At 53.9% G+C, this 25858-nt stretch carries 18 protein-coding genes and 1 tRNA gene; 11 read left to right on the plus strand and 8 right to left on the minus strand.

The window, feature by feature from the left end; genetic code table 11:
- Positions 1-29: 29 nt before the first annotated feature.
- The 4 genes from ACYASS_RS07340 to ACYASS_RS07355 all read left to right on the plus strand — a co-directional run bounded on the left by ACYASS_RS07340 (position 30) and on the right by ACYASS_RS07355 (position 10514).
- Positions 30-7979: a hemagglutinin repeat-containing protein gene (locus tag ACYASS_RS07340; RefSeq protein ID WP_463585635.1), complete on the plus strand. Its 7950-nt coding sequence runs from the start codon at positions 30-32 to the stop codon at positions 7977-7979.
- Positions 7976-8767, plus strand: a complete 792-nt coding sequence (locus ACYASS_RS07345) for a hypothetical protein (protein WP_463585636.1) — start codon at positions 7976-7978, stop codon at positions 8765-8767. Before ACYASS_RS07340 ends, ACYASS_RS07345 begins: the two co-directional genes overlap by 4 nt.
- Before the next feature lie 65 nt (positions 8768-8832).
- Positions 8833-9420 (plus strand): hypothetical protein, encoded by a 588-nt coding sequence (locus ACYASS_RS07350; RefSeq protein WP_463585637.1) that lies wholly within the window; start codon positions 8833-8835, stop codon positions 9418-9420.
- A 242-nt stretch (positions 9421-9662) separates the two neighbouring features.
- The gene (locus ACYASS_RS07355) at positions 9663-10514 is read left to right on the plus strand and encodes a CAP domain-containing protein (protein ID WP_463585638.1); all 852 of its coding nucleotides are present in this window, start codon (positions 9663-9665) and stop codon (positions 10512-10514) included.
- A 310-nt stretch (positions 10515-10824) separates the two neighbouring features.
- Here the strand turns inward: ACYASS_RS07355 and ACYASS_RS07360 are convergent, their stop codons facing one another.
- A complete protein-coding gene (locus ACYASS_RS07360) occupies positions 10825-11121 on the minus strand; it encodes a DUF6124 family protein (protein ID WP_463585639.1) in 297 nt (98 codons plus the stop codon).
- A gap of 1332 nt (positions 11122-12453) precedes the next feature.
- Between ACYASS_RS07360 and ACYASS_RS07365 the strand changes: the two genes are divergently transcribed.
- From ACYASS_RS07365 to ACYASS_RS07380, 4 genes are read left to right on the plus strand one after another with little or no spacing between them, the layout of a single operon-like run.
- Positions 12454-13623, plus strand: coding sequence for a DNA adenine methylase (locus ACYASS_RS07365; protein WP_463585640.1), 1170 nt, complete (start codon positions 12454-12456; stop codon positions 13621-13623).
- Positions 13620-14345: a hypothetical protein gene (locus tag ACYASS_RS07370; protein ID WP_463585641.1), complete on the plus strand. Its 726-nt coding sequence runs from the start codon at positions 13620-13622 to the stop codon at positions 14343-14345. Before ACYASS_RS07365 ends, ACYASS_RS07370 begins: the two co-directional genes overlap by 4 nt.
- The gene (locus ACYASS_RS07375) at positions 14338-15321 is read left to right on the plus strand and encodes a beta-ribofuranosylaminobenzene 5'-phosphate synthase family protein (RefSeq protein ID WP_463585642.1); all 984 of its coding nucleotides are present in this window, start codon (positions 14338-14340) and stop codon (positions 15319-15321) included. Before ACYASS_RS07370 ends, ACYASS_RS07375 begins: the two co-directional genes overlap by 8 nt.
- Entirely contained in the window at positions 15314-16981 is a 1668-nt protein-coding gene (locus tag ACYASS_RS07380) for a non-canonical purine NTP pyrophosphatase (RefSeq protein ID WP_463585643.1), read from the plus strand. Before ACYASS_RS07375 ends, ACYASS_RS07380 begins: the two co-directional genes overlap by 8 nt.
- Positions 16982-17018: 37 nt before the next feature.
- On the opposite strand, the gene ACYASS_RS07385 is transcribed toward ACYASS_RS07380, so the two are convergent.
- From ACYASS_RS07385 to ACYASS_RS07395, 3 genes are all read right to left on the minus strand, one after another.
- Entirely contained in the window at positions 17019-17729 is a 711-nt protein-coding gene (locus ACYASS_RS07385) for a restriction endonuclease (protein ID WP_463585644.1), read from the minus strand.
- 325 nt (positions 17730-18054) lie between these two features.
- Positions 18055-18330 carry a hypothetical protein gene (locus tag ACYASS_RS07390; protein WP_463585645.1) on the minus strand — a complete coding sequence of 92 codons (276 nt, stop codon included), beginning with the start codon at positions 18328-18330 and terminating at the stop codon, positions 18055-18057.
- Positions 18327-19307: an integrase domain-containing protein gene (locus ACYASS_RS07395; protein WP_463585646.1), complete on the minus strand. Its 981-nt coding sequence runs from the start codon at positions 19305-19307 to the stop codon at positions 18327-18329. Before ACYASS_RS07395 ends, ACYASS_RS07390 begins: the two co-directional genes overlap by 4 nt.
- A gap of 716 nt (positions 19308-20023) precedes the next feature.
- Between ACYASS_RS07395 and ACYASS_RS07400 the strand changes: the two genes are divergently transcribed.
- A complete protein-coding gene (locus ACYASS_RS07400) occupies positions 20024-20665 on the plus strand; it encodes a BRCT domain-containing protein (RefSeq protein WP_463585647.1) in 642 nt (213 codons plus the stop codon).
- Between the two features lie 236 nt (positions 20666-20901).
- Here the strand turns inward: ACYASS_RS07400 and ACYASS_RS07405 are convergent.
- Positions 20902-20977, minus strand: a tRNA-Thr gene (locus ACYASS_RS07405).
- Positions 20978-21256: 279 nt separating this feature from the next.
- On the opposite strand from ACYASS_RS07405, the gene ACYASS_RS07410 reads away from it, so the two are divergent.
- Entirely contained in the window at positions 21257-22261 is a 1005-nt protein-coding gene (locus ACYASS_RS07410) for a J domain-containing protein (RefSeq protein WP_463585648.1), read from the plus strand.
- Between the two features lie 276 nt (positions 22262-22537).
- Here ACYASS_RS07410 and ACYASS_RS07415 read toward each other — a convergent pair whose 3' ends face one another.
- From ACYASS_RS07415 to ACYASS_RS07425, 3 genes are read right to left on the minus strand one after another with little or no spacing between them, the layout of a single operon-like run.
- Positions 22538-23128 carry a YggT family protein gene (locus ACYASS_RS07415; protein WP_463585649.1) on the minus strand — a complete coding sequence of 197 codons (591 nt, stop codon included), beginning with the start codon at positions 23126-23128 and terminating at the stop codon, positions 22538-22540.
- 28 nt (positions 23129-23156) lie between these two features.
- A complete protein-coding gene (proC, locus tag ACYASS_RS07420) occupies positions 23157-23975 on the minus strand; it encodes a pyrroline-5-carboxylate reductase (protein WP_463585650.1) in 819 nt (272 codons plus the stop codon).
- 22 nt (positions 23976-23997) lie between these two features.
- Positions 23998-24684, minus strand: a complete 687-nt coding sequence (locus tag ACYASS_RS07425; protein WP_463585651.1) for a YggS family pyridoxal phosphate-dependent enzyme — start codon at positions 24682-24684, stop codon at positions 23998-24000.
- A 55-nt stretch (positions 24685-24739) separates the two neighbouring features.
- Between ACYASS_RS07425 and ACYASS_RS07430 the strand changes: the two genes are divergently transcribed.
- The gene (locus tag ACYASS_RS07430; protein WP_463585652.1) at positions 24740-25774 is read left to right on the plus strand and encodes a type IV pilus twitching motility protein PilT; all 1035 of its coding nucleotides are present in this window, start codon (positions 24740-24742) and stop codon (positions 25772-25774) included.
- Positions 25775-25858: the final 84 nt, after the last annotated feature.

Genomic DNA, 25858 nt, shown 5'->3' on the forward strand with positions numbered 1-25858 from the left:
ATCAAGTTTGTTGCCGCGAGACTTCGAAAATGGATGTTCATCAGTTTGCACTTCTGGCCCGCCAACCTTCCGCTGAGTTGAACCCGCGCAAGCGCTTCCTGGGCGTGTCCAGACGTGCGCTGGCGGTGCTGATGATCAACGTCGTGTTCTGGCAACCGATCTGGGCGCAGGCTGCAGGCATCGTGGTCAGTGGTGGCACCAACACCACGGTGGGCCAGGCAGGCAATGGTGTTCCCGTCGTCAATATCGCAGCGCCTAACGCTTCGGGTCTGTCGCATAACCAGTTCAAGGATTACAACGTCGGCAAGGAAGGCGTGATCCTCAATAACGCCACCAATGCCGTGCAGAGCACCCAGTTGGGTGGCTATATCAACGGCAATAGCCAGTTGGGTGGCCGAGCGGCGGGGATCATCCTCAACGAAGTCAACGGCGGTAGCGCCAGCCAGCTCAACGGTTACACGGAGGTTGCCGGTCAAGCAGCGCGTGTCATCGTCGCCAACCCTTACGGCGTAACCTGTAATGGCTGCGGCTTTATCAATACGCCGCGTGTGACCCTCAGCACCGGTAAGCCAGTCCTGGACAGCACCGGCAAGCTCGATCACTTCGCCGTCGACGGCGGCAGCATCAACATTGAAGGCGACGGGCTCAACGCCAGCAACGTCGACCAGTTCGACCTCATCACTCGCTCGGCGAAAATCAACGCCAAGATCTACGCCAAACAACTGAACGTCGTAGCAGGCGCCAACAACGTTAATGCCGACACGCTGGCCACCACTGCACGTGCGGGCAACGATGCCGACAAGCCTGCTTTGGCCATCGACTCCTCAGCGCTGGGCGGCATGTACGCCAACACGATCAAGCTGGTGGGCACGGAACAGGGTGTGGGCGTCAAACTCGCTGGCGATATGGCTGCCAGTGGCGGAGACATGCAGATCGACGCCAATGGCCATCTGACCATGGCCAAGGTTGCGACGAGTGGCGCGGTCAAGGTCAACGCCGAGAGCCTTGATGCACAGGACGCTATCTACGCCGGAACCAGCGCAGACATCAAAACCCGTGGCACGCTCAAAAACCAGAAAGTGCTGGCCGCGCGCGACAGCATCACCCTGACCAGCGATGGGCAACTGAACAACAGCGGCACGATTCAGGCCGGCATCAATCCCGATAACTCCCGCAACGCCAACGGTGACGTCACCCTCAAAGCGAAGGCGATCAACAACACCGGCAATGTCATCGCCAGCCGTAATCTCACGGCTACAGCGACGCAGGGGCTGGTCAACAATGGCGGCACTGTCGCCGCCGGTCAGACGCTGAAGGCCACTGCCGCGACGCTGGATAATCAGAACGTTGGCCAGATCCTCAGCGATGGTCGCATGGAGCTGACCGCCGACAGTCTGCTCAACACCAGCAATGGCTACGTCAGCAGCGGTGGTGCGTTGACGGTCAACGCAGGCGCGATCAACAACCGTCTGGGCGTGATCGAAGGGGCGACCACCCTCACCGTCACCGCGAACAGCCTGGACAACACCCAAGGGCAGATCCGCTCGCTGGGTCGCACAGGCAAAACCAGCTTTGCCATCGGTAGCTCGCTCAACAACAGCAGCGGCACGCTGGAGACGGCTAACACTGACCTGAGCCTTGCTGCGAGCAGCTTTCAGAACCTGGGCGGCAGCGTGTTGCACGTTGGCAGCGGCGCACTCGATCTTGATGGGCTGAACCTCAACAACGCTGGCGGCAGTCTCGTTACGCAAGGCGATCTGACCTTCAAAAATGCCGCCTGGACCAACAGCAGCGTAATTCAGGCTGGCAACCTTAACCTCGACGTCGACAATTTCGAGCAGACGGCCACGGGCCAACTGCTCGGCACTAACAGCTTTGTCGGCAAAGGCCTCAGCTGGAACACCAACGGCGTCATCGCCAGTGATGGCGGTGTCGACCTGACCCTCAGCGATCAGCTCACCAACCGCGGTCGTATTACCTCCGCGACCAGCCTTGGCATCAATGCGCCGCGAGTCAGCAATCTGGGCACGCTGGCAGCCGGTCAGGTGCTGGCGGTCGGCACTGGTAGCCTGCTCAATGATCACGCACTGATTTTCAGCGGCGGCAACATTAGCCTGCGTGTCGATCAGTTGAACAACCGCTATGCGGATATCTACGCCATGGGCAACCTGAGCGTCGACCGTGACGGTCTGGGTGGGCTGGCGACCCTGATCAGCAACAGCTCCTCGAATATGCAGGCTGACGGCACCGTGAGCCTGGCGGCGAGCACCATCGAGAACATCCGGACCATCCTGACTGTTGAGTCCGGGATCTACAGCGCTTCTATCACGCCGACCGCGTGCATTGAGGGTGTTACCGGGGGCGACTGCCGAGGCGGCAAAGAAAACCGCGTATTTCTGATCAGCCAGCGCGATCATCTGGCGGTCACCGAAGCCAGCGCTGCTTCGAGTATCACCTCGGGCGGCAGCATGCTGCTCACCGGCGGCAGCCTGAACAACAGCAGCAGTAGCATTGCTGCGGGCGGCGACCTTACCGCTATTTTCGATCAAGTCACCAACACCGCGATTGAAACCCACGACACCCAGACTGACCGTGTATTTGCGACCGTGCGTACACGCAATCCGGGCGGTTGGAACCAAATGGCTGCGGACTTCACGCGCAAGTATTCGCAGCAAAGTCCTTCTTATGACAAAAACGCGCTGGGTGGCCTGGAAGCCGGTTTGGCACGGTTCATCGGCACCACGCAAAACGAAGTACCGAGCAAGGCAAAAACTACTCAGCTGTCGGCACCTGATCAAAGCTATTCCGCAGTGATTCAGGCGGGTGGCACCGCTAACGTGCAGGCCACAAACGGCATCGACAACAGCGTCGTGCGCGGCGGCTACACCTACGTTGGCAGCGGTGCAAAAACGGATACCAACGAGCCGGGTTACTCCACCGTCGTCGCGCTCAATCCGCAGCTGCCACCGGATCAGACCCAGCAACCGGTCAACCCGATCGACCTGCCGGGCTTCAAGTTGCCCACCAGCCAGTTCGCGTCCAACCCGCAAAAGTACCTGATCGAAAGCGACCCGGCGTTCACTAATCTGGGCCTGTTCATGAGCTCGGATTACATGCTCGCCAAACTGGGCTACAACCCCGACGAAGCCCAGCGACGTCTCGGCGACGGTTACTACGAACAGACGCTGATCCGGCAAGCGGTTATCGCTCGCACCGGCCAGCGGTTCATTGACGGGCAAACCAGCGATGCCGGTCTGTTCAAGTACCTGATGGATAACGCCATCGCCAGCAAGGACGCCCTCAACCTGTCGGTGGGTGTGAGCCTGACTGGCGAGCAAGTCGCAGCGCTGACCCACGACATCGTGTGGATGGAGCAGCACGAAGTCGCGGGCCAGAAAGTACTCGTGCCGGTGCTCTATATGGCTCAGGCCAATAACCGTCTGGCCCCCAACGGCGCGCTGATTACTGGCAATGACGTTTCCCTGATCAGCGGCCAGAACCTCAATAACAGCGGCACCCTGCGCGCCACCAATAACCTCGGCGTGCGCGCTGGCGGTGACCTGACCAACTCAGGTCTGGTCGAGGCGGGCAACCAGCTGCAACTGCGTGCCAACAACAACCTGAGCAACACTGCTGGCGGTGTGATTGCCGGGCGTAATGTCGAGCTCGTTGCCGTCAATGGCGACCTGCTCAACGAGCGCAGCGTCACCACCCACCAAAGTGACAGCGGCTATCGCGCCGAGCGCACACAGTTCGTCAACAACGCCGCGCGCATCGAAGCCGCCGACACCCTGACGATGCAAGCCAAGCGCGACGTCAACAACATCGGCAGCGTGATCAAGAGCGGTGGCGACACCACTGTTCAGGCCGGACGCGACGTCAACATCGTCGCGGCTCAGCAAGACAGCAGCGGCGCAATCGGCACGCGTTCGAACCATCAGAACATCACCCAATACGGCTCCGTTGTAGACGCCGGTCGCGACTTCCAGGTCGTCGCCGCCCGCAACATCAGCGCCGTCGCCAGCCAGATCAGCGCTCAGCGGGACCTGACATTGGGCGCTGCCGAAAACCTCAACGTTGCCTCCGCGGCCGATGAGCAGCACTCCTACAGCAAGAGCAAAAAGGTCACCGCCCAGGAGGACCATGTCAGCCAGGTGTCGAGCGTGCTTACGGCGGGTCGCGATGCGACGCTGACCGCCGGGCAGGACATGGCGTTGACTGCCAGTCAGGTAAACGCGGGCAACGAAGCCTATCTCGTAGCGGGCAATAACCTTGCCCTGCAAGCGGCTGAAGATCAGGACTACAGCTTCTACAGCAAGACCAAGAAAACCTCGTCCGGGAAGAAATTCCGACTGGATGAAACCAGTAGCACTACCAATGTTGGCAGCCTGGTCAGTGCGGGTGGCGACAGTGTTGCAGTGGCGGGTAAAGATTTACTGCTGGCAGGTAGCGCGATCACGTCTGAAACAGGCGCCGCGCGGGTTGCCGCTGGGCAAGATGTTCAGGTTGTGGCTGTCACAGACTCTGCTAGCGCTCGCCACGAGCGCAAAGAGAGTAAAAGCAGCTGGGGCGGCCTCAAGTCCAGTAAGGTCCAGACCAAGGTCGACGAGGCAACCACCACGGCAGCAGGCAGCATGGTCGCCGGCGAAACCGTCAGCGTATCAGCCGGTCGGGATGCGGCGGTTACGGGGTCTTCGCTGGTCAGCACTAATGATTTGATCGTCGAGGCAGGGCGTGACCTGAAAGTGGATGCAGCGCAAAACACCTTCTCGCGCACCGACATGCACAAAGAAAAAAATCGGGATCTGACTGGCGTTCTTACCGCGAACAACCTTGGCCTGGACGACATCACCGGTAATCAGCACCTGTCTATCAGCAGCCAGAAGCACAATGGCAAAGCGTCAGAAACAACCCTTACTGGCAGCACTATCGGCTCCAGCAAAGGCAACGTCACGCTGACTGCAGGGCGCGACTTGAATGTGACCGCGAGTGACCTGGTAAGTACCAAGGATATGTCCTTGAGCGGCGCCAACGTTACGATCACTTCCGGCAACGAGACAGCAAGCCAAAGCAGCCAGGACAGCTCCAGAAGTCTGGCTGTCGGACGAGTGATTGGTGGCATGGTGGTCGACACTGCCAGAAGCATCCGCGACGCAACCAAGGCAGCGGAGGAGGCCGACGATCCGCGGCTCAAAGGCGTGAAAATCGCTCAGGCGGCGATGGCGGCCTACAATCTGGGCGGCCAGGCATCTGATGCCGCGGCCCAAAGTTCCGGGTTTGCGGATAAGCAAGGCGGCACCGCCAGCAACGGATCACTGATTAAAATCGGTACAGAACTGGCTAACACTCGCAGCAAGAGTTCGAGTGAGTACAACGCCCAGACTGCCAAAGTCAGCACGCTCAATGTGGGCGAGGACCTGTCTATCGTGGCCACCGGAGACAATGCGGGCGCGCAAGGCAACATTCAGATCACAGGTAGCAACCTGAAGGCTGCCAATACTTACCTGCTCGCCAAAAACAACATACTGCTCAATAGTTCGCAGAACACTACTGATCGTAAGAATGATGCGTCCAACAACAAGACGGCAATCGGTGCCAGTTTCAACATCGGTGAGCAAAACGGCTTCACCCTGGACCTGGGCGCTCAAGCGGCAAAAAACAACGGTAATGGCAACTCCGTCACCCAGGTGAACACAACGCTCGATACCGGGCTACTGGTGTTGAGCAGTGGTCGGGATACCACTCTTGAGGGCGCGCAGGTCCGTGCGGACTCAATCAAGGCCGTGGTGGGCGGCGACCTCAACATCACATCTCGCCAAGACACCGAGTCTCAGAAGAGCAAGCAGAGCAGCGGCGGTTTCGGGGCCAGCATTTGTATACCGCCGTTCTGCTACGGCTCGCCCGTTACGGCTTCGGCGAATATCGCGGCGGGCAACATGAACAGTGATTACAAAGCCGTGACTGACCAAAGCGGGCTGTTTGCAGGGGCGGGTGGTTACGATATTTATGTCGGGAAAAACACCAACCTCAAAGGTGCTGTAATCGCCAGCGAAGCCGCTGCAGAAAAGAATCACCTCAGCACGGATCGCCTTATCGTCAGCGACATCAAGAACACCAGTGAAATTAAAAGCAAATCCGCTAGTGTTGGCGTCTCCTTCAGCAGCAATAACGGCTTCACGCCCGGGGGCGCCATCCCGCTCGCGCTTGAAGAGTCGGATCGTAGTCAAACCCGAAGCGCTGTCAGCGAAGGCACTGTGGTGGTTCGCAATGCCGAAGGCGCCAATGATCTGGCAGGCCTCAACCGCGATACAGCAAATGCCAATCACCAGCTGGACAGGCCAGATCAAAAGGCCATTCAGGAGCGCATGGATCTGATTCAAAGTTCTGTCGCGCTCAGCAAGGATGTGGTGAACGTGGTCGCTACCAAGTCTGTTAATGATGCTAAAGAGCAACTGGACAAAGCAGATACCCCAGAAAAAGTTAAAGCTGCCGAGCAGAATCTGGCGGACGTTTCGAAGAGTTGGGCAGCAGGCGGCGATAATCGAGTCATCACTAATATCGTCACCGGCGTAATTGGTGCCGCAATGGGCGGCGCGGGCGGTGCAACTGCTCTGGGCATCGTAGCCAACACGACCGCCGCTGATGTCTACAAGAAAATCGGCGACTATGCCGATCAGCAACGTGATCTTGCAGGCAAGTCCGGTAACCTGGCAGCCCAGTCAGCATGGGATGAGGGCGGAGCTGCACGCGTGCTGCTGCACTCTCTGGCGGGTGCATCCCAAGGGCTGTCCGGTGGTACCGTGGGCGCCAGCGCCCTGGGTGCAGGTGTATCGAGCCTGACCGTGCCGATGATCGCCGAACAGGTTGCTCAGCTCGATGTGTCCGTCGAGGTCAAAAAAGCTCTGATTTCGAGTACTACCGGGCTTGCGGCTGCTGGCGTTGGCGGGATTACAGGCGCCGGTGCAGGCTTGCAGCAGGTGCAGAACAACTACCTGACGCACACCGATATCGAAATACTGTCCAAACAATTGGCCAGTTGTGCGGCGGATAACGCAACCTGTCGTCAGCAAGTTGTAGTGGATGCCAAGAAAATGAGCGACGCAAACGATGCTGAGCTGATGAAGTGCCAGGATCAGGCATGCCTGAACACGCACATCGCTAAAATCTTCGAAGGCGCCAAGAGCTTTGGTGAGATCTACGCAGCCGATCAGGCGCTGGATTCAAAAAACAAAACTACGTTTGGTGCGATCAGTGACATCGAAACCAATAGCCTTCTGTTAGCCGCCAACATGGCATCCGGCCTGCCGGGCTACAAAGCCTGGGCAGATAACAACTGTGCGTCATTGGGTGCGGCCGCCTGCCAGACCAAGTTTACTGAGACGGTGAAAGATGGCACGTTCATCAATTCTCAAGGGCAGCCGGGTGGGATGATTCCCGACTTATTTAGCTGGTACGAGAATAAATATCCGGAAGTCAGACAGCCGCACGAGTATCGGGATGTCACGCAGGGCTGCCTTGTCTCGCTCGGCGGCTGCGGCACGATGGCCCAAGCCTATGAGTCATTGCGTCGCAATGCAGGCCCCGGCGGAGATGGGGTGACCGTCGTCAAGAGTGGTGATGTGAGTGAGCTACATATGATGATCGCCAAGCTGGGACACGTAGCCCATTTGACCGACGACAGTACGATGAGTGTGATTAACATCACTTTGCCAGGCATGCATGCTTTGGACCCGGGTTTTGTCGTTCGCTCGATTCAGCCTACAGAGGATGGGGGCTTTAATGTGGATACCCGCGGTTGGGGTACGGGGCCGAGTCCGTTTAATAATTCAAATAGCTGGGGGGCGAAATATGTCTGGGGTGGCAATACCTTGTTGGGTATTTCATGGCAGGAGTTTGTTCGCAACAACCCTGAACATATCAAGAGCAACCTTCAAGACTTCAAAAAGATGATCATGCCGTCACCTGAGCTTGCGAAATGAAAATAGTGGAAGCCTTCAGGTTGCTGGCAGTACCTGTTGGCGGAGCATTGGTTTTCGCGATTTTTGTTCCTGTCATGACTGACTTCAATTTAGCATCAGTCTTTGTCGGGTTGTTGTGCGGCTTCATTGGTTCGATGCTTATCGGTATCCCGTTACTTTTACTGGGCGATTGGCTGTTCCCTGATTTCAAAGCTCGCCATGTGCTCAGCAGTGTTATTCAGGTCGTGGTGACCTATCTATGCTTTAGCGGATTTTCTCCGCGCTTGTTGATGGCGGCGATAGTTGTTGGTCTGGCACTCGGTGTTGGCTACACCGTTACGGACAAGGCTCTGGTGCGGTACGCTGCTGATAAGCACTCGCCTCAAATGAGTAAGGTATACGTGCTCGGCATCCCATTATGTGGGGGCCTGCCCTTGGCTGTTATTGCCACTTGGGCTTTCGCCTCCCCCTCTGAGATAGTGGCCTCTTTAATCCTCTCCTTCTTGGTAGGCGCTGGTCTGAGCATGCTGGCCGGCTGGCCCGTTCTCTGGCTGACCGAGCGCTTTCTCACGACCCGTTGGCGCTATGTCATCGGAGGAGTGATCACCGGATTGCTGTTATGGCTGCTCTTTGGGGTTCCGGGCCTGCGCCCGACTCCAGTCGCGCAGCACATGAATTTTCTGATGTACCAGATCAAATACGGGGTGCTTCTTTATGTCTTGATGGGGTGTGTATCCGGTTTGCTGTTTACCGGCTTCCATTGGGTCTATTCAAGGCTGTCTCCGCGCAAAGAAAACCCTCTCGACTGAGCGCATTGCTTTTGATGCAACAGCTTCAGCGCGCTCCAACTTTTGTCCCAAGGAATAACTACGCCATGCAAAAACTTACGTTCCTGGTACTGGCTGTGGCTGTGGCTGTGGCAGGGTGCCAATCCAACGTCAGAAGCTCCGCACCAACACTGCTTAAAGACGGTGTTCAACTGCAGCAAAAGCAGGTGGTCGCGGATGCTGAGCACGCCAAAATCATCATGAAAGCCACCGGCTTCACTTATCCGGTTCAATTCTCAGTGCGTCGTGCTGCGGACGCTGATCAGCGCCCTGAAATTCTAGGTCGGGTGGTCGATTCCGGTCGTGGCAAGGTTTTTGGCTGGATCGCCAAGATGAACGAGGTCGCCAACAGCGCAGCAGTCAAACGCTTCCCTCAACTCGAAGTACAGGCAGATCCCGGTCAATCCATAGAGGTGATTGGTGAGTCCAGAGTCATCCAGGAGAACGGGCTTTTCCCAGACTCTGTTGTGTACGACTGCGGCCCCATGCGCTCGACGTTCAAACCTGAAAAGCAGAAAACCTATCTGGTTGAGTTTGTGATCGTCGGGAAGGGCTGCGAGCAGCATGTTTATGACGTGACTCAGCCTAGTACGCGTGTACCTGTGAGCACTGAGAGTGGGGCGGGTCCGGTCTAGCCATCCTGAAGCCCCGCCAGTTTAGTCATGGCGTAACGACGTATGCGTTGGCGAATGCGCGGCGACGGCTTGCCGCGCAGACGTGAACAGAGAGGTGCATAGCATCCTGCATGATGGCTCTTGAGCAGTATCTGATCGAAGAGCCATCTCGGTGAATACGGCTGAGCACCGCCATCACGAACTTGTTCCCGATTCCCCAGTCAGATCAGCGCCCGATTTCGATCATCAGAGCAGCCCATCCCATGCGCCTGATTTCCCGCTTCACCTCGCTCTGCTTCATCGCCTTACTCCCACTGCTCGCCAGCCACGTTCATGCAGGCGAGACGCAGCAACTGGTCTCGATTATCAACGACTATCGCGCACAGCCTTCACGTTGCGAGGGGCGGGCGGTGCGTGGATTATCGCCGCTGGAGTTGAGGCAGGACCTGGCGCTGCCCATTGGCTTTGCGGGCGACATGCGCAACACTTTGAAGGCCTCCGGTTATCGGGCCGTGGCCGTGCGCAGCATTCGGTTGGTCGGCGCTCAGGATGCCAAAGGCGCGTTCGCCATGCTGCAGAGCCGTTACTGTGGCGCATTGCTGGATAACCAATACGCCGACATTGGTATCACTCAGTCAGGCCGGGACTGGCGATTGGTACTGGCCAAGCCGTTGCTCGACGGTCATCTGGGTGATCAGCAATCGGCGGGCAGAACGCTATTGGCTCAGGTCAACGCTGCCCGTGCCAAGCCTCGCATGTGTGGCAGCCAACCCTACGCCGCTGCGCGGCCTCTGACATGGAATACCACGCTGGAAAACGCCGCGCTACGGCACAGCCAGTCGATGGCCAGCGGCGGCTATTTCTCCCATCAAGACCCTAACGGCGACATTGCCAAAGACCGCGCCCGAGCGGCCGGCTACAACGGTCGTCAGGTGGGCGAAAACATCGCCAGCGGCCAAGGCTCGCCTGAAAAAGCCATGCAAGGCTGGCTAGCCAGCCCCGGCCATTGCGCCAACCTCATGAACCCGATGTTCACCCAGATGGGGGCTGCTTACGGGACTAACCCGAACAGCAAAGCCGGGGTGTACTGGACCATGATGTTTGGTGCGCCTTGATGGACTGGATCAGGTTTTCATTGGCGCGAGGTTTTTACAGTTTTCCTTGCGGGTCGGGTACTGCTCGCACTTGAGCCGCACGCTCTGGGCATTTCGCGAGTTTCTCGGGGGCGGTGATGCGGGAGATGATTGATTGGGGCATGGGCTAAGCAAACACTAGAGCCTAACGACGAACACCGCCCCGGTAGGAGCGAACTTGTTCGCGAAGCAATTGAGCTGACACGCTGTGCTGACGCTGAAAACGCTCAAGCCCCGCCCCTGTTGGAGCGAGGCCTGCCCGCGAACCGACTAACGGCACAGATCACCTACGTTACTTCGGTCGTTGCTTCTCCTCCAACCCCGCCACCGAAGCCTCAACCAGCGCTCTGGCCGCTTCAATCTGATGCACCACCGACCTCGCCAGCGGGCGAAATTCCAGCGTGCTGTTATCTGCCGTTTCATAAGCCGTAGCCGCCGCGCAGCTCAGGTATTCCGACGCCAGAACCAGTGCGTCTTCGATCTTGATATCGGGCTTCACGGTGAACAGGCTGAGGTTGCCCAGGTTGGTATTGCTGACAAGGTTTTGCTTTATGGGCGTAGCAGGGGGATGTGGCGTGGATCTGATCATGGTGACTCTCCCGGTATAGTTGAGCCATCGCTCTTTGCGACTAAACAAAGGGTGGCGGCTGTGCGCGGGTTAGTCGACCGGGAACCAGGCAGCCCGGCGCACCCAAAGGTGCCCCTTGCACAGCCGCCATAAGATTCCACGCCGTCGCTCAAGGCTTCGGCAATGGTTATGACAGATGCTTCGCTTGGTTATTTATTGGGCGACTAAACCCGATCGTTGAAATCAACGACAGGCAGGAAGGTAGTCGCCGCATCAGGCATCTACAAGCGGACGCAGAGCATATCCTGAATTTTCAGAAAGGTCCTACAGGCCGCGGGTTTTGGGGCTGAAGGTTGTTTCTGATTGTTGAGTAGTTTTGGAGATTTTACGGGGAGTAGGCGACAGGGGGGAGTTAAAGCGGCCTCTTCAAAAGAAGGGTTTTTACAGGAGCCTTCTTGATCGCGGTAAAAACTCCAGACGAAAAAACTCGCCTTTTGCACGCCTGCCTATAGGCAGGTCCCTACCCGTTGAGTAGGACGTGTGGCGAGCGTGTTGCGGGTAGGTTCTGGGCACCACATTGGGCTAGGCCGATTCCAATCTTGCAATGCCTGCTACACCGCCTTCGCAGCCATTGGTAGCTCCGAAATCAAGCGCGCACAAAAAAACCACCTTTCGCGAGGCTCTTTCGATGGCGGTATGATGCGGCACCAGACGAACGGTATGTTTCGGCGAGGCTAGGTTTTCCGGGCGTCTGGAGCTCGCTGGAAAATTCGGCGTACCCCAACTAGTAACTATAAATAAATCAGCTAGTTATGGCGTTCGGTGGAATCGAACTCGGGATTTTTTAGATGTCAGCACGTGTCGGTCTGCAAGTAATTCAGAGCCAATACGGAACGGTAAACCTCCTGAGTTCGATCATCCCCTCCGTAGAGAATAGGCAGGAATTCGCCAAAAGCTGCCCTGGCGACAGGCTGCAGACGGGCTAGAAGCGGACGCTCCACCAAGGGACGGCTTCCAGCTTAATTGAGCTCGTAATCGTAGATGAGCTTCACATATGATTTGCTTGGTAGCAGTAGCAATACGGCATAGCTCAGGCGATGATGTCCGGTCAGCTAGGCTAGGCGAAGAGATGAGGAAGGATTGTTCAGATGGAATGCTCAGGCGAGATCTACCCGTCTAGGTCAAATAAACCTATAAATGACGCAGCAAAAGTCGCCGAAGAATACAACTGCTTTCTTTGTTTAAAAGTTATACATTCTCACCTTCTATACTTCCACGTTCAACTTGCAATGAAGCACCAAAAAGTTCTGGCGCTCGCAAAGCTAAGAATATTAATAGCCTCCGGAGCGCTAAATGCTTGATCCTCAACTAAGCGAAATGTTAAGTCATGGGAGCGCAGCCAAAGAGGACTGGCGCGCGCTGGAAAATCAGTCACAGTATATCCTTCCAATTTCTAAAAAAAATAGCTTGGATACATTAGAGGTAGAGGAGGTATTCCTCCCTCAAACAAGGTACTACGGAAGCAAGCGAAGACTAGCCAAGTGGATGTTAGGTGAATTTAAAAACCATAGTTTCCATACGGCAATAGATATATTTGGTGGAACCTCAACCGTATCACTAGCACTAAAGCACCTTAACAAAAAAGTTACCTATAACGATATTTTAGAGTCAAACCGCACCATAGCTACGGCATTACTATCTAATGAACCTTGTGCGACAACTGAGCAAGAATTAGAGTCATTCATCAGAAGCGTACAGCCAGAAAGCGGATTCATTTCGAAAACTTATAAAGATATTTATTACACAGATATAGAGAATGCGTGGCTCGATGGTGCGTTAAGAGCTTTATCAAAAATTGAAAATCCGTTAAAAAAAGCAGAAATATCATATTGCTTGATTCAGGCCTGCTTGCAGAAAAGACCATTTAATCTGTTTCATCGAAAAAATCTGTATCTAAGAGAGAATAATAATAAGGATACAAAGTTTGGTAACTGGGCTACATGGGAAAAGCCGTTTTCAATTCTAATGATTCGCGCGCTCAATGAAATTAAAAAAACGAGGTGGGCATCAGAGCACGCCCCCATAATTATGCCTTGCACTGACGCCATTGAAATCCCCAATATCTACGATTTTGTATATCTTGACCCCCCTTATGTTCCTCAGAAAAAACAAGATATATCGTACATGGACAGATATCATTTTTTAGAGGGGATCTCCTTGCCTCAACTTTGGGATCAGCGAATTGATCGTTCAAAGAAAAATCACCCTATCCCCAGTCCTGAAGAGATGCTGAAGTGGAATACTAAAAGTCACTTCAAAGATAATCTCTTTGAGTTGGTCGAGAAACATAAAAATTCTATTGTATGCCTTTCATATGTACATGATGCATTTCCAAGCATTCAAGAGATACGGGATTTTTTCTCCTCTAAATTCAAAAAAATTACGTTGCTCGAGTATGAAATGCCGCATGCTTTAAGCAAAAAAACAAAAAAGGAAGTCATCATTATTGGAGCTCCAAGATGAAAATGCTAAAGCACAATTTCGTCGTTAATACGCCGCGACTCTACTTAATGACACTTATTCTCGCGGCAGTATGCTTCAGTGTGGCCTTGTATATAACGGACGATAAAGCAGATGCTCGCCTACTCGGAGTTTTGAGCGGCTTGGCCTCTGGCCTAGTCATAGCATCACTTCAGTTTCTTACCCAGTATCTAGAGCAAAAAACTTTAGCTGAGTATAAAAAGCACGGGTTAATTGAATTTTTAACCAACAGAAAAGACACTGAGTATTATCGGGAGCTAATTGGAAGCACAAAAGTTGGCGATAAAATCATCGTTGCGGGTGTAACCTGCAATAGATTGTTAGATGACTTCGCGAATACCCAAGTGCCACAATCTCAAAACCTTTTAGAGGCATTAGCGCGAGGAGTTGAGGTGACGCTACTGCTTCCTAAGATATCTTATTTGGAAGAGCCGAATTTATCAGATTTTAAAAATAAAACCCTGCAAAAGGCAGAGGAAATAACAAATAGATATCCGGATAAATTCAAGATCTATTATTACGATTTCGAGCCATCGCACAGCATATTTCTTGCGGGTTCACGCTGCCTGGTTGGACCAATTTTCAAAAACAAAAGCAGTAAAGAGACTCCAGCTATTAGCTTCGATAAGGATGGTTTGTTTATCAAGCCATACTTAGATTACATTCAGGAGACACTGAAGGGGGCATCTGAAAAGTATGACTAGATCATTAAAGATCTCGGCTCCTGCGCGCCTGCATGTTAATTTGTTCGATATGAGTGATCTTGGATATAGGCAAAACGGCGGCATAGGTTTTTGTGTGAAAGAGTTCGACACCATTATCGAATTTAAAAGTAGTCAAAATTTTGAAATAGTTGACAAGCGAGCAGTAGGTTTAACACAAACCGAAGAGAAAGCCTTGATGAATTTCTTACAAGGGCTTTATGAAGTAAATAATTACTCTCAAAAAATGGCTGTCGTATTTTTGTCAGGACCACCGCCCCATAGTGGATTTGGAACAGGTACTGCATCAAAGCTAGCGTGTGCTGAGGCCGCAAGCATTTTCAACCACGTTGATGCCAATCAAGCACAGTTGGTAACTGCTTCCGGACGAGGTGGCACTTCTGGAGTAGGAATAAACACCTACTTTAAAGGTGGGCTAAATATTGACTTTGGTGTAAAAAGTAACGGGCTTCGGCTAGGGCCTTCTTCCTCTAGGATAAGCCCTTCACAAAAACCAATCAATTTGTTAAATATTAAACTGCCCACTGAGTGGAATTTTGGTGTAGTTATTCCCCCCGGCGCGCATAGGATATCAGCGAAAGAAGAAGTGGATTTTTTCAATAGAACTTGTCCTATTTCGCTGGAGTCAGTTCATGAGTCAATCTATCACGCGGTCTCCGGAATGGCTTGCGCCGCGGTAGAAAAGGACTATTTAACCTTTTGCACATCTATTAATGCCATTCAAAAAACCCAATGGAAAAAAGCAGAGTGGGCAGCGCAAACGAATCCAGTTCGTAGCTTAAAAATTGACTTGTATGATGCAGGTGCACAATGCGTCGGCCTGTCGAGCCTCGGTCCCGCTGTGTATTTCATGACACCAAATTTTGAAGAGTTGATAGAAAAGCTTCAGCTCTCTAAGGAGTACATCGTGGCACAGTGCTTGCCAAATAATTTTGGAAGAGAGTTAGAAATTGATTAAACTCGTTTTTTTGTCATCCAATCTTACAAAAATTGCACATTTTGAATATTTGCTGCGAGAGCAGCCAATTTTGCTGCTCCCGCCTCCAAACTATGGCAAGCCTTACTATGAACCTCGTATAGAGGATAGAGAGAAGCTACTCGAAGAAAGCATACAAAGCGCCAATTTAAAGTTGGCCAAGAATTTAAGCGGCATTGATCAAGAATTGCAGAGTGGTATTTTCAGCAATGGGGGGGTTGAAGATGCCGCCCTTCTAGCACGATACGCTTCAATGCATCAGCATAAGCTTTTCTTTATTGAAGACACATCTATTGCTATCGAGGCTCTAAGTGGAGATGGAGAGTTTCCCGGAGTAAACGTTAAGTACTGGATGAGAGAAACATCATTTGCAAAGTTAGACGAACTGCTAAAAAAACTTGGCAACAATAGAAAAGTAACTGTTCGATCAGACATCGTCTTATATTTGCCGCCAAATTTGCGGACTACTCCAAGCGAAACTTATAAGGTTTTTGTTGGTAAGACCCAGGGTAGTATAGTAGAGAAAGAAGTAACGTTTGAAACAAATAAAATTTACCCTTGGCTCGACAATAAAACGTTTAACAAATGGTTCGTGCCTAAAGGCGCAAAAAAGCCAATAAGTCTGTTACCAATAAATACTGCAATTAAACACGATTTTCGAAATTTAGCATTACAGCATCTTATAGAATTTTTAAGATCAAAGGATCTTATCGATGATAAAAGGCTACAAGATAAACCGTTTCAGGGAGAGTTGTTCCCCAGGAGAAATTATATTATATGTGGTTCAACATGCGCAGGGAAAACAATTCTAGCGTCTGCTCTGACTAGGCTTCACGCATACAGGCATATTGAAGCTAGTGACTTCATGAGGTGCGCCTTGTATACCAGGCATGGTTATTCTAGCAATATGAAGATCCAAGACTTTGCTAAAAATGCGTTGGATACCGATCCAGGAATCGTAGCGAGACAAATTTCCGAGTATATAAAAGGCACTCCTAAAACTGGGCTAGTCATAACAGGTTTTCGCTCGCCGAAGGAAATCAGAATACTGCAAGAAGAACTGTCGGGGATAGAGCTAGAGGTATTATTTATCGATAGTAGTCTCGAAACTAGATACCAGAGAAATATAAAAAGAAATAGATCAGATGCGCCAATAAGCTTTGCAGAATTTGAAAGTAAAAATGAAATTCAAAACTCTATGGGTCTGTCTGCCATAGCTTCAAGCGCCAAAATAATCATAAATGAAAGCAATCTCATAACTTATATAAGATCAACAGTAGCTGCTTTAACTAATGAAGCCCAGCTCATTCCATTTGCTTGCGAGATATCAAAAATAACTGACTTCTTACCCTTGGAACAGGCAATTCTCGTTTCAATGCTAATTGATCACAAAAAAGATATATTGCCCTCAACCACTACGCAAATTGCAAAAAACATGCAAGGAAACATACCCACGCTAAGGCAAAAGGGCAATAAAATTATGCCTGTGGACAAAAACAACGTGAGCAGATTTTTCAATCAGCGATTTAGCCCTCATTTTGAAGCGCATATTAAAAATGAAAAAATCCATTTCAGCCTCTCACACACAGGCATCAGCGCAGCGATATCCCTTATAAGAAAGATAATCAGCGATAACTCATGATGGGGCTTTAATCACAGGACTCGTTAGCTGTCTAAGTCTACCGGCACGAATCTGCAGAAGAGCAACGAACCAATTTAGCTTCTAGTACCACCAGCATTTTCTCCATTAATTCGATAAGTTCATCGAGGCATTCAATTGCAGTTGGCAGTTCTTGATCAGCAAGATTAACAGCAATTGATAGATGTATTGAAGTAGGATGTATGGGGTAAATGCCACGAAAGCCTTTTGCTGCCAGATCCTCTAGTATTTCTATAACATTATTGCCGGAGTACCCAACTTCGCTAGTGTCGGGTCGTAAGCCATACTCAATTCGACGCCGTTTAGGGAGATTCCAGTAACTGATTTTACACTCTAAAATCCGATCATATGCTTCTCGCAGTCTCATTGACAGTATATCATGGCTAGCAGTTGTCATAACGTTCTGAAGCGATGTTAGGTGAACATTTGTCAATGCAGACGCTTCGATGGCACCGCTTTGGAAACCATTTTCCGCTAATAGAATTCCTCTGTCAGCACCGATATCACTAACAATCTCCCGTAGCGCGAGGACATGTAATTTAGTGACTTTGGTGTTCCATAGCTTACATTCCACTATCCAAGTAACCTCAAAACCAGCATGCTTTGACTTCACAAGAACATCAACATCATGCTCCGTTCTCACGCCTTTAACTGTCACATCCGTCTCAGCTTCTAACCCTAAAGACCTGAAGAATAGTGCTGTTTCTTCTTGATATTCCCTCCAGTTCAAAAGCGATTCCTCTAGGATAAATTTTGGGGAGCATTAGGGCAGCGTTGATTGTGACCTAACTGTCTATGAAAACACTTTTTAAGCTTCAATTGGCGAGGGTCACTAAATCATAGTATCGCCTATCTTGCATGACCGCTGCTGTCGACGCTATCGGTTGGACCGAATCGCCGCTTACTGCGTCATAGGCGCCGTTTACTCGTGTAGATACTCCCTCATTCACCTGGGGAGCATGAGTATCTGCGAAAAATCAGCGCATTGACCTAGCTACATGCCAGAACGCGGGTCTGATGCGAGCGTCCGATATTAGCCGTTTTCTCACCTTTGTTTAGCGATTGAACTGCCAGCGTTTTCCTAAGCGATGAGTGAGTAATTGCACGGTCAGCAGATAGTAATAGCGCGTCGATTCAGCGTGCTGGTTCACATGGTGATTTAGGAGCCATGCGAGATGTTTTTGCTGCCAAGTCCATGGATTATCGCGTTGCCAGCGATCAGCTATTGCTGTTTGTATAGCCTTCGCCTGACGTAGGTGGCGTTGGCGCGTGGCATGAGATCCAGTCAGGACGCTCGCCAGGAACAGTTCCATATCGAATGCGTTACTCATGCTCGGCCCCCAATGTAAGCCGAAACTACGTCGATACGACCGTGTCCCAGCTCATAGCTGATTTGCACCCGGGCCTCCTGATCGAGGTGTCGGTCGAGCTGGTAGCAACGGCCACCGTTGATTGGCGCAGGATGCTGGGTGATTTGCTCATATCGTTCGCACGCATAGGCTGCCCGCAACTCGTGGAAGCCTTTGAGGTTGTGCTTATGGAGGATGTCCCGTGCGGGTCGGACGATTCCCTGCAAGAAATCGAGGTAGCGTTCGTTCGGTGCAAGCAGGTTGCGGCTACCGTCGGGCGAGACCTGTTCGGCAAACCTCAATGCGTCACGAATATGATCATCTACCGTAATCCAACGAGGTGCTGACGCGCCTGAACGGCCACCTTTGGTGCCGTCCTGGATGTTGATCTTGCCGAATTGCGTGGCTTCACCTTTTAGACGGGGAAGGTCGGCCAAAATCGTCTCGCGTAAGCGCATACCGGTGGCTCGGGCCAACAATGCGATAGCGGCTGCGCGCGATTGCTGATGTCCCCAGAGCGCCTCTACGACCCGCTTCACGTGTTCGCGGTCTTGGCCTTGCGGCACCGAGCTGCGAACACTAGTGCGCTGCATGCCCAACGCCTCGCTCGGACTCGGGACGTTCACGTATTGATCGCCGCGAAGCGCAGCTATGGTTCGGTTCACGCTGGACAACCGGTTTTGCGCAGTGGCGATGGCGAGCTCACCTTGTTCAACTTGCAGGCGCAAATATCCGACGTAGTCGAGCAGCGTTTTCTGATCTATTTGACGCGCATCGTTGACCCCTGGCCCCTCCTCTGAGCGACACCACCGCACGAATGCCCGCCACCGATCACTATGCGCCTTGACTGTGCCGTAATGCCCACCGCCAAACAGATCACGTAGTGCCTGTGGCCCGGCATAGCTCAATTGCCGGCCATAGCCAAAGTTCCGCCCATCCCGTTTACCCACCAGGGCCATGATCGAACACCTCTTGAAGCCAAAACTTTTAAAACCTTCCCCACGTCATCCCGCCAAGAATGTTGAGTGTTATCAGGGATCAGGGCCCCTGCGACCTGTGAGGGTTGTCCACTAACGCGGGACTGACGGCTCTTTACGACCGGGAGCTTGGGCATCTCATGATCTGACCTCCTGAGCACTTCCGAAGAAGTGGGCGGGTGGAGGCTGCGCTGGCTGACGAGACCAGCACCGCGAGATCCTGAGTCGGGTGAAGGCAGTGAGGCGATGACCGGGGCATGCCTAACTGTCAGTCAGGTGCAGTCCATTCCGTGGGCTGCGGCACCATCATCTGCATCGCTGTTGCTGGTGACTTTTCGGTGTTTGTCACGCCGATTGTCACGAGGGGAATGCCGCAAAGCCTTGTACGAGTTGGGCTGCAGCAGCGGTTGGAGCGCCCGTCTCTTTCCAGGAGAAAGAGACGGGCGCAGGTTGGCGCAATGAAATGGCCAAGCGGATAGGTTGCTGCAGGGCAGCTATGAAAGGGGATGAGTTGCCGCAGTGGGCACACTGGTAAAAGTGGGCATCCATCACCGAGAGAATGGTAAATGTTCAGAAGTTGCAGCAAGCCATGGCGATGATTGAAGAAGCGTCGTCATTCCTGCCTTTCAGCGGGTGATGTCTCTAGGCTAGTATCGGTCGAGTCAGCAACCGTATGACGTTCAAAGGAATGGTAAGTAATGGACCTACACAACGAGTTCGAAAAAAGTAAGTTTTTTCATAGCGCTCGCATTGATCGCCGCTCCGCCGATGCACTGGTCGGCTTGGCCGCTGGTTTGACGGCTGACGGTGCGGTAACCACTAGCGAGGCTGTGTTCCTAAAGCAGTGGCTGGATACCAATCTGATTCATCTTGATGATCCGGTGATAAATCTTCTGTACTCCCGGCTATCGAGAATGCTTCAAGACAACGTTTTGGACGCTGACGAATCCCAAGAGCTGCTTAGTCTTCTGCACAGTTTCTCTGGCCTGCCGGTAGAAAAACCGAAGGGTGCTGATCTGGGTTTTGTCGCGCCTAATGATTTGCCTTTCAACGCTCCTGCGCCTGATCTGATCTGGGACGGCAAGATGTTCGTTTTCACAGGGATCATGGCTTACGGACCTCGCAAGGATTGCCAGGCGTTGATAGAGGCGCGTGGGGCGTTGATTGGTGGGGGCGTGAGTAAGAAAGTGCATTATTTGGTTGTTGGCAGCGTCGGCAACGAGCAATGGCGTCACAGCACTTACGGCACCAAGATCATGAAGGCAGTGGAGCTTCGCGAGGCGGGAGCGCCGATAGCCATTGTCGGTGAGAGTCATTGGCAGCGCATGCTGTTCGGTTGAGGCGTCGTGGCGCTCAGGCGAATCTGATTGAATGCTGCAGCGGACGTTCATGCCTGTTGTTGCTCGATTGGTCTTGAGGTTGCTATCGCGAGCAAGCTCGGCTCCTACAGAGTGAGGGTAGCGGGGCGTTTGTCGTTGTTTTGGATGACGCCTTCGCAGCCTTCGGCAGCTCCTACAGAAAACACACGCGCACAAAAAAGGCCCACCTTTCGGTGAGCCTCTTTCGATGTAGCGTATGGTGCCGGCACCAGGAGTCGAACCCGGGACCTACTGATTACAAGTCAGTTGCTCTACCAACTGAGCTATACCGGCGTGATGGGCGCTGAGTATATAGAGTTTTTTTTGGCTGTAAACCTTAGCTCACTGATTTCGTTTAAAAATTTCTTGAGCGGTTGGCTGCGCGCAGGCGTTGGGGCAAAGCGTTGAGGGAGTGAGCCTTTATCGGCGTTCTGGCGTGGGGCTGAAGGGCGATTCGTCAGGTGGGGCCGGGTTTTGTTTTGGTTTGTGCGCTGGCCTTCAGCTTGGGGTGTGGGGCGGTTGCGGTGGGGGAAAGCTTGCTAAGATGTCGCGTCGCAATGGATAGCAAGCTCAATGCCCAGAACACGTACTTATTACGACGAGCTCAATGTTGCTCGGGATGCCTCGCCAGAGGAGATCAAGCACGCCTTCCGGAAGCTGGCGCAGCAGCTGCATCCGGACCGTAATCATGCCGCCAATTCGTCTGATTTGATGGCAGTGGTCAACGCTGCTCATGATGTGTTGGCCGACCCCGCCAAGCGCGCTGCGTATGACGCCAGTCTGGTTCGTGATGCGCAAGTGGCCCGTCAGGCTGCCACTCAACGGCGTCAGGCCGGGCCGCGAAATGCGCCGCAAGCCGCCGCAAGGCCGCAGGCTCGTCCCTCCGTAAACCCTCAAGGCAAATCAACTAAACAAGCAAAGCCAGCGCGGCGCGGCAGTCGTTTGCGTTGGGTGGCGGTGTTTGTGGTCGCTTGTGGCGCGGGTGCCTGGATGGGTTATGACCGGGACGCAGGCAAGGCGTCTATTCCGCCATCACTGCCGGTGGTGGACGATATGGCGATTCTGGCTGAGGCGCAGGCCAAGGCGGAGGCTGTTGCTGAAGCGGCCAGGGTCGCAGCTGCGGTGCCGGTTAATACGCCCGTGAAGATCGTCGAGCCGGGGCAGCCGGAGTGTGTGCCGCCGCTGGTTGATCCTTTGGGAGCGCCTTGGCCGTCTGCGGCAGGTTATATCGCGGGCATGCCGTTGATGCGTGACGGTGGCTGGTCGGAGATCACTGTGGATAACACTGCGGGCGAGCAGGCGGTGTACGCGAAGATTACCGATGCGACGGGTAAGCGTGATTTCCGGCACGCGTATATTCCGGCGCGCAGTCGCTTTACGTTTGGGCGCATGGATGTCGGTTATTACCAGCTCAAGTACAAGATGCTCGATACCGGGTGTGCTTATGCGTCGAGCCGGATTCGGCTGGAGGAGACGCTGGTCGGGGACCGGATCAAGTCGAGTGTTTACAAGCTGACGCTGCGCAAGCTGCAGAATCGGAATTCGCAGTTTTCGAATGTCAGGAGTGAGGAGTTTTGACGAAGAGCTAGTGCTGGGCCTTTGTTATTTTCTCTATTGGCCTGTAAGCGAAAATCGTGTGGGAGCGAATTCATTCGCGAAGGGGCCGTTACATTCGCAGCCTATGTATCGCATGAAATACCGATTCCCGAATAAATTCGGTCCCACCCTTACGTCGTGAGCTTGAGGCCACAATCAACCTGTGATCATTGCTTGTCCGCGATGAAGTCAATCAGGTCTCAGACACCGAGTCGATCTTATCGCGGGCAAGCCCGGCTCCCACCCAGGGCCAGTTGATTACATCAGCAAACGCAGTACGCTCGGCATTTGGGTCATGGCGGCGAGGTTGTTGATGACCAGCATGTCCAGCAGTTTGAGGATCATGAACGCCAGAATTGGCGAGATATCCAGGCCGCCCAGGTTTGGCAAAATCCGGCGCAGCGGTGCCAGCAACGGTTCGGTGATCTGATTGACCAGCTGTGCGCCAGGGTTGTGGCTGCCAGGGGCGACCCACGACAGGATCACGCTGATGATCAGGGCGTAGAAGAAGATGTTCAGGAACAGACCGGTCACGCCGATGATTGCCCAGAGCAGCAGGTGCAGCGGATCGCCGGTGGTGCCGTAGGCCAGCAGCAAGGTCAGTGCCATCAGGATCATCTGCACGATGATCGCCAGGATCAGCGAGGACATGTCCAGGCCGAACAGGCTCGGGATGATCCGGCGCAGCGGCTTGAGCAGTGGCTGGGTGGCTTTGACCGCGAACTGGCTCAGCGGGTTGTAAAAGTCAGCGCGTACCAGTTGCAGCACGAAGCGCAACAGGATGATCAACAGATACATACTGCCGATGGTTTGCAGCACGTAGATTGCAGCGGTGTTCAGTCCGATCATCGGTCTGCTCCTCAATGGCCTAAAAAGATTACTTGCCCAGCTGTTCGGCCATTTCTGCCGAACGATGTGCGGCGGCGGTCAGCGCGGTGTCTACCAACGCTTCGAAGCCTCCGGCCTGGAATGATTTGATTGCGGCTTCCGTGGTGCCCGCTGGCGAGGTCACGCGGCGGCGCAGCTCGGCAGCATCCACATCGCTGCCGGTGGCCATCAGCGCAGCGCCCAGCGCGGTTTGCATTGTCAGCTGCGCGGCCACGTCCTGAGGCAGGCCGAGTTTCACGCCTGCGGCGGTCATGGCTTCGATCAACAGGAAGAAATACGCCGGGCCGCTACCGGAAACGGCGGTCACGGCGTCCAGTTGCTGCTCTTCTTCCAGCCACAGCGCGATGCCGACAGCCGACAGCAATTGCCCGGCCTGCGCACGCTGCGCGTCGTTGACTTGCTCGGTGGCGTACAGGCCACTGACGCCCTGACGCAGCAGCGCCGGGGTGTTGGGCATGCAGCGTACGATGGGCTGTTCGCCGAGCCAGTTTTTCATGCTCGCGCAGGTGATACCGGCTGCGATGGAGACGACTAGCTGATGCGGTTTGAGGCTCGGGCGCAGGGCTTCGCAAACGGCTTTCATGGCTTGCGGCTTGACGGCGATCAGCACCACATCCGCGCCTTCCACGGCTTCGGCGTTATCAGCGAATACCTGGATACCATGCTCGGCGCTGATCTTGCCGCGTGTTTCGGCGCCCGGGTCGCTGGCCCGGATAGAGTCGGCTTCAACGCCTTGGGCGCGAAGCCCTCCGATCAGGCTGGCGGCCATGTTGCCAGCGCCGATAAAGGCGATGCGGGTTTTGCTCATGTCGGGTTCCTTGCGTCAGAGGTCATGGCTGGCCGTAATCACGGGCGCCAAAAAGGGCAGTGCCAATCCGCACCCAAGTGGCGCCTTGTGCAATGGCAGCCTCCAGGTCGTGGCTCATGCCCATGGAAAGGGTGTCCAGCGGCAGGTTCAGTTGCGCCTGCAACGAGCTGACAGCGGCGAATGCAGCGTTCTGTTCTGCGCTGTCTTCAGTGGGTTCCGGGATGGCCATCAAGCCACGCAGCTTCAAGCGAGGCAAGGCGCTGATGGCTTCGGCCAGCGCAGGCAGGTCGGCGGGCGTACAGCCGGACTTGCTGGCTTCGCCACTCACGTTGACCTGAATGCAGATATTCAGCGGCGGCAGCTCAGCAGGGCGTTGCTCGGACAGGCGTTGCGCGATTTTCAGGCGATCCACTGAATGTACCCAGGCGAAGTTCTCGGCGATAGCACGAGTCTTGTTCGACTGAATGGGGCCGATGAAGTGCCAGCACAAGGGCAGGTCGGTCAATTCGAGCTGTTTGCCGAGTGCTTCCTGCAAATAGTTTTCGCCAAAATCCCGTAAGCCCGCTGCGTAGGCTTCGCGCAGGGCCTGGGCCGGTTTGGTTTTGCTCACCGCCAGCAGGCCGATGGACGCCGGGTCACGCTGCGCCGATTGAGCTGCTGCGCTAATTCGCTCGCCGAGCGTTGAAATGTTCGCTGCTATCATGGACATTGATTTGCGCCAGCAGGGCTAAAGTCTGCGGCATTCTATGTGATTGAGGAGCTGTATGGATATTACCGAGCTGCTGGCTTTCAGTGCCAAGCAAGGCGCATCGGACTTGCACCTCTCGGCTGGGCTGCCGCCGATGATTCGTGTGGATGGCGATGTGCGTCGGATCAACCTGCCCGCACTGAATGCCAAGGACGTGCAGGCGCTGATCTACGACATCATGAACGACAAGCAACGGCAGGATTTTGAAGAGTATCTGGAGACGGATTTCTCGTTCGAAGTGCCGGGCGTTGCGCGCTTCCGGGTCAACGTGTTCAACCAGAATCGCGGCGCGGGAGCGGTATTCCGGACCATTCCCGCGAAGATCCTCACGCTCGAAGAATTGGGCATGGGAGAAGTGTTTCGCAAGATTACCGACGTGCCTCGCGGGCTTGTGTTGATCACCGGGCCGACCGGTTCGGGCAAATCGACGACGCTGGCGGCGATGATTGATTATCTGAACGTCAATCGTCATCACCACATCCTGACCATTGAAGACCCGATTGAATTCGTGCACGAGTCCAAGAAGTGTCTGGTCAACCAGCGTGAAGTGCACCGCGACACGCTGGGCTTTTCCGAAGCGTTGCGTTCGGCATTGCGCGAAGACCCGGATGTGATTCTGGTCGGGGAGATGCGTGATCTGGAGACCATCCGCCTGGCGCTGACCGCAGCAGAGACCGGGCATCTGGTGTTCGGCACGCTGCACACGACATCGGCGGCGAAAACCATCGACCGGATCGTGGATGTGTTTCCTGCTCAGGAAAAATCCATGATCCGCTCGATGCTGTCCGAGTCACTGCATGCGGTGGTGTCTCAGGCGTTGCTCAAGAAGGTCGGCGGCGGTCGGGTAGCGGCCCACGAAATCATGATGGGCACGCCAGCGATTCGTAACCTGATCCGTGAAGACAAGGTCGCGCAGATGTATTCAGCGATTCAGACCGGCGGGTCGTTGGGCATGCAGACGCTGGACATGTGCCTGAAAGACCTGCTCGCCAAAGGGATCATTACCCGCGACGCCGCGAAGGAAAAGGCCAAGGTGCCGGATAATTTTTGAGGCAATGCACATTCCCGGTAGGAGCAAACTTGTTCGCGAGACTGCCTTACACCCGACACATTAGTGTTGGATGTACAGGCTCCT

It is taken from the genome of Pseudomonas sp. HP_14 (assembly GCF_055283875.1).

What these genes read in the sequence shown, in the direction of transcription:
- ACYASS_RS07340 (WP_463585635.1), top strand. Translation starts at nt 30, where the DNA reads ATGGATGTTCATCAGTTTGCACTTCTGGCCCGCCAACCTTCCGCTGAG.
- ACYASS_RS07345 (WP_463585636.1), top strand. Translation starts at nt 7,976, where the DNA reads ATGAAAATAGTGGAAGCCTTCAGGTTGCTGGCAGTACCTGTTGGCGGA.
- ACYASS_RS07350 (WP_463585637.1), top strand. Translation starts at nt 8,833, where the DNA reads ATGCAAAAACTTACGTTCCTGGTACTGGCTGTGGCTGTGGCTGTGGCA.
- ACYASS_RS07355 (WP_463585638.1), top strand. Translation starts at nt 9,663, where the DNA reads ATGCGCCTGATTTCCCGCTTCACCTCGCTCTGCTTCATCGCCTTACTC.
- ACYASS_RS07360 (WP_463585639.1), bottom strand. Translation starts at nt 11,121, where the DNA reads ATGATCAGATCCACGCCACATCCCCCTGCTACGCCCATAAAGCAAAAC.
- ACYASS_RS07365 (WP_463585640.1), top strand. Translation starts at nt 12,454, where the DNA reads ATGCTTGATCCTCAACTAAGCGAAATGTTAAGTCATGGGAGCGCAGCC.
- ACYASS_RS07370 (WP_463585641.1), top strand. Translation starts at nt 13,620, where the DNA reads ATGAAAATGCTAAAGCACAATTTCGTCGTTAATACGCCGCGACTCTAC.
- ACYASS_RS07375 (WP_463585642.1), top strand. Translation starts at nt 14,338, where the DNA reads ATGACTAGATCATTAAAGATCTCGGCTCCTGCGCGCCTGCATGTTAAT.
- ACYASS_RS07390 (WP_463585645.1), bottom strand. Translation starts at nt 18,330, where the DNA reads ATGAGTAACGCATTCGATATGGAACTGTTCCTGGCGAGCGTCCTGACT.
- ACYASS_RS07395 (WP_463585646.1), bottom strand. Translation starts at nt 19,307, where the DNA reads ATGGCCCTGGTGGGTAAACGGGATGGGCGGAACTTTGGCTATGGCCGG.
- ACYASS_RS07400 (WP_463585647.1), top strand. Translation starts at nt 20,024, where the DNA reads ATGGACCTACACAACGAGTTCGAAAAAAGTAAGTTTTTTCATAGCGCT.
- ACYASS_RS07410 (WP_463585648.1), top strand. Translation starts at nt 21,257, where the DNA reads ATGCCCAGAACACGTACTTATTACGACGAGCTCAATGTTGCTCGGGAT.
- ACYASS_RS07415 (WP_463585649.1), bottom strand. Translation starts at nt 23,128, where the DNA reads ATGATCGGACTGAACACCGCTGCAATCTACGTGCTGCAAACCATCGGC.
- proC (WP_463585650.1), bottom strand. Translation starts at nt 23,975, where the DNA reads ATGAGCAAAACCCGCATCGCCTTTATCGGCGCTGGCAACATGGCCGCC.
- ACYASS_RS07425 (WP_463585651.1), bottom strand. Translation starts at nt 24,684, where the DNA reads ATGTCCATGATAGCAGCGAACATTTCAACGCTCGGCGAGCGAATTAGC.
- ACYASS_RS07430 (WP_463585652.1), top strand. Translation starts at nt 24,740, where the DNA reads ATGGATATTACCGAGCTGCTGGCTTTCAGTGCCAAGCAAGGCGCATCG.